The organism is Lacticaseibacillus suibinensis (assembly GCF_003946175.1).
GTDB classification, from domain to species: Bacteria; Bacillota; Bacilli; order Lactobacillales; family Lactobacillaceae; genus Lacticaseibacillus; species Lacticaseibacillus suibinensis.
On record NZ_RHOK01000048.1, the window covers coordinates 1 to 4,798 of the forward strand.

The 4,798-nt window shown below is 50.8% G+C and carries 2 rRNA genes; both read left to right on the forward strand.

Going from position 1 to position 4,798, the window contains the following annotated elements:
• Window positions 1-121 precede the first annotated feature (121 nt).
• Window positions 122-1,687: ribosomal RNA gene (locus EKM90_RS12575) — 16S ribosomal RNA — on the forward strand.
• 193 nt (window positions 1,688-1,880) lie between these two features.
• Window positions 1,881-4,798 (forward strand): 23S ribosomal RNA (locus EKM90_RS12580).
• The 16S and 23S rRNA genes sit together here, the layout of an rRNA operon.

Genomic DNA, 4,798 nt, shown 5'->3' on the forward strand with positions numbered 1-4,798 from the left:
GTCCTTTGAAAACTGAACAAAGTTTCGTAAATGTGATAGGGCTTTTCGATGTAAATCGAAGAGAATTAAACATGAGCGAAGTCAATTCGCAAACAACAAATCGAGCTATTCAAATAACTCATTATATGAGAGTTTGATCCTGGCTCAGGATGAACGCTGGCGGCGTGCCTAATACATGCAAGTCGAACGAGGTTTTGTTGATCGAGTTCTTCGGAACAACTTCTTTAAAACCGAGTGGCGGACGGGTGAGTAACACGTGGGTAACCTGCCCTTAAGTGGGGGATAACATTTGGAAACAGATGCTAATACCGCATAAACCTTTAGACCACATGGTCTAAAGTTGAAAGATGGCGTAAGCTATCGCTTTTGGATGGACCCGCGGCGTATTAGCTAGTTGGTAAGGTAACGGCTTACCAAGGCGATGATACGTAGCCGAACTGAGAGGTTGATCGGCCACAATGGGACTGAGACACGGCCCATACTCCTACGGGAGGCAGCAGTAGGGAATCTTCCACAATGGACGCAAGTCTGATGGAGCAACGCCGCGTGAGTGAAGAAGGCTTTCGGGTCGTAAAACTCTGTTGTTGGAGAAGAACACGTTTGAGAGTAACTGTTCAGACGTTGACGGTATCCAACCAGAAAGCCACGGCTAACTACGTGCCAGCAGCCGCGGTAATACGTAGGTGGCAAGCGTTATCCGGATTTATTGGGCGTAAAGCGAGCGCAGGCGGTTTTTTAAGTCTGATGTGAAAGCCTTCGGCTTAACCGAAGAAGTGCATCGGAAACTGGGAAACTTGAGTGCAGAAGAGGACAGTGGAACTCCATGTGTAGCGGTGAAATGCGTAGATATATGGAAGAACACCAGTGGCGAAGGCGGCTGTCTGGTCTGTAACTGACGCTGAGGCTCGAAAGCATGGGTAGCGAACAGGATTAGATACCCTGGTAGTCCATGCCGTAAACGATGAATGCTAGGTGTTGGAGGGTTTCCGCCCTTCAGTGCCGCAGCTAACGCATTAAGCATTCCGCCTGGGGAGTACGACCGCAAGGTTGAAACTCAAAGGAATTGACGGGGGCCCGCACAAGCGGTGGAGCATGTGGTTTAATTCGACGCAACGCGAAGAACCTTACCAGGTCTTGACATCCTATGCCAACCTGAGAGATCAGGCGTTCCCTTCGGGGACATAGTGACAGGTGGTGCATGGTTGTCGTCAGCTCGTGTCGTGAGATGTTGGGTTAAGTCCCGCAACGAGCGCAACCCTTATGACTAGTTGCCAGCATTAAGTTGGGCACTCTAGTAAGACTGCCGGTGACAAACCGGAGGAAGGTGGGGACGACGTCAAATCATCATGCCCCTTATGACCTGGGCTACACACGTGCTACAATGGCCGGTACAACGAGTTGCGAACCCGCGAGGGCAAGCTAATCTCTTAAAGCCGGTCTCAGTTCGGACTGCAGGCTGCAACTCGCCTGCACGAAGTCGGAATCGCTAGTAATCGCGGATCAGCATGCCGCGGTGAATACGTTCCCGGGCCTTGTACACACCGCCCGTCACACCATGAGAGTTTGTAACACCCGAAGCCGGTGGGGTAACCTTTCGAGGAGCTAGCCGTCTAAGGTGGGACAGATGATTAGGGTGAAGTCGTAACAAGGTAGCCGTAGGAGAACCTGCGGCTGGATCACCTCCTTTCTAAGGATAGATACGTAAGTATCACGGAAACCTATCACATGAAACTTTGTTTAGTTTTGAGAGGATCACCTCTCAGAGTTTTGCTCTTTGAAAACTGGATATCATTGTTTTAAAGAAATGCCGAGAACACAGCGTATTTGTTAGAGTTTCTAGATAGAAATTCGATCGCTAGACCGATCTTTTAAAAGATCAAGGTCAAGTTACAAAGGGCGCACGGTGGATGCCTTGGCACTAGGAGCCGATGAAGGACGGAACTAATACCGATATGCTTCGGGGAGCTATACGTAAGCTTTGATCCGAAGATTTCCGAATGGGGGAACCCAATCACCTTTAGGTGATTACTGGCATGTGAATACATAGCATGTCAGAGGCACACGCAGGGAACTGAAACATCTAAGTACCTGCAGGAAGAGAAAGCAATTGCGATTCCCATAGTAGCGGCGAGCGAAGTGGGAACAGCCCAAACCAAGAAGCTTGCTTCTTGGGGTTGTAGGACCAGACATTGGAGTTACCAAAGTGGTTGATAGACGAAGTCAGCTGGAAAGCTGCGCGAAACAAGGTGAAAGCCCTGTAGTCGAAATCGACCACCCTCCGTTTGGGATCCTGAGTACGGCGGAACACGTGAAATTCCGTCGGAATCCGGGTGGACCATCACCCAAGGCTAAATACTCCCTAGTGACCGATAGTGAACCAGTACCGTGAGGGAAAGGTGAAAAGCACCCCGGAAGGGGAGTGAAATAGTTCCTGAAACCGTGTGCCTACAATTAGTTGGAGCCCGTTAATGGGTGACAGCGTGCCTTTTGTAGAATGAACCGGCGAGTTACGCTAACATGCGAGGTTAAGGTGAAAAGCCGGAGCCGCAGCGAAAGCGAGTCTGAATAGGGCGACTAAGTATGTTGGTGTAGACCCGAAACCAAGTGACCTACCCATGACCAGGTTGAAGGTGTGGTAAAACACACTGGAGGACCGAACCCGTGTATGTTGAAAAATGCTGGGATGAGTTGTGGGTAGCGGTGAAATTCCAAACGAACTTGGAGATAGCTGGTTCTCTCCGAAATAGCTTTAGGGCTAGCCTCGGAGGATGGATATTGGAGGTAGAGCACTGTTTGGACTAGGGGCCCGTCATGGGTTACTGAATTCAGATAAACTCCGAATACCAATTATCTTACTCCGGGAGTCAGACAGTGAGCGATAAGGTCCATTGTCGAAAGGGGAACAGCCCAGATCACCAGTTAAGGTCCCTAAATTTATGCTAAGTGGAAAAGGATGTGGCGTTGCACAGACAACTAGGATGTTGGCTCAGAAGCAGCCATCATTTAAAGAGTGCGTAATAGCTCACTAGTCGAGTGACCCTGCGCCGAAAATATACCGGGGCTAAGCATAATACCGAAACTGTGGGTGCAACCGTATGGTTGCGCGGTAGGAGAGCGTTCTAATGGCGTTGAAGGTCGATCGTGAGGACGGCTGGAGCGATTAGAAGTGAGAATGCCGGCATGAGTAGCGAAAGATAGGTGAGAATCCTATCCACCGTATGACTAAGGTTTTCTGGGGAAGGCTCGTCCTCCCAGAGTTAGTCGGGACCTAAGGCGAGGCCGAGAGGCGTAGTCGATGGAAAACAGGTTGAGATTCCTGTACTGATTTATTTTGTTTGACCGATGGCGGGACGCAGGAGGTTAAGCCAAGCACCCGGCTGGAAATGGGTGTCCAAGCAACAAGTCTTGACGCGAGTGAAATGCTTACGACTATAAGGACAAGTTGTGATGGGGAGCGAAATTTTAGTAGCGAAGTGGCTGATATCACACTGCCGAGAAAAGCGTCTAGTTAGAAATAAATCACCCGTACCGCAAACCGACACAGGTAGTCGAGGCGAGTAGCCTCAGGTGAGCGAGCGAACTCTCGTTAAGGAACTCGGCAAAATGACCCCGTAACTTCGGAAGAAGGGGTGCTGACCGCAAGGTCAGCCGCAGTGAATAGGCCCAAACAACTGTTTATCAAAAACACAGGTCTCTGCTAAATCGTAAGATGACGTATAGGGGCTGACACCTGCCCGGTGCTGGAAGGTTAAGAGGATGAGTTAGCGTAAGCGAAGCCCAGAATTGAAGCCCCAGTAAACGGCGGCCGTAACTATAACGGTCCTAAGGTAGCGAAATTCCTTGTCGGGTAAGTTCCGACCCGCACGAAAGGTGTAATGATTTGGGCACTGTCTCAACGAGAGACTCGGTGAAATTATAGTACCCGTGAAGATGCGGGTTACCCGCGACAGGACGGAAAGACCCCATGGAGCTTTACTGTAGCTTGATATTGAGTGTTTGTACCGCTTGTACAGGATAGGTAGGAGCCGTAGAGACCGGAACGCTAGTTTCGGAGGAGGCATTGGTGGGATACTACCCTTGCTGTATGAACACTCTAACCCGCGCCACTAAGCGTGGCGGGAGACAGTGTCAGGTGGGCAGTTTGACTGGGGCGGTCGCCTCCTAAAATGTAACGGAGGCGCCCAAAGGTTCCCTCAGAATGGTTGGAAATCATTCGCAGAGTGTAAAGGTATAAGGGAGCTTGACTGCGAGACTGACAAGTCGAGCAGGGACGAAAGTCGGGCTTAGTGATCCGGTGGTTCCGAATGGAAGGGCCATCGCTCAACGGATAAAAGCTACCCTGGGGATAACAGGCTTATCTTCCCCAAGAGTCCACATCGACGGGAAGGTTTGGCACCTCGATGTCGGCTCATCGCATCCTGGGGCTGTAGTCGGTCCCAAGGGTTGGGCTGTTCGCCCATTAAAGCGGTACGCGAGCTGGGTTCAGAACGTCGTGAGACAGTTCGGTCCCTATCCGTCGCGGGCGCAGGAAATTTGAGAGGAGCTGTCCTTAGTACGAGAGGACCGGGATGGACGTTCCGCTGGTGTACCAGTTGTGCCGCCAGGCGCATCGCTGGGTAGCTATGAACGGAAGGGATAAACGCTGAAAGCATCTAAGTGTGAAGCCCCCCTCGAGATGAGATTTCCCATTCCTATATGGAAGTAAGACCCCTGAGAGATGATCAGGTAGATAGGCTGGAAGTGGAAGTGCAGCGATGCATGGAGCGGACCAGTACTAATCGGTCGAGGACTTGACCAA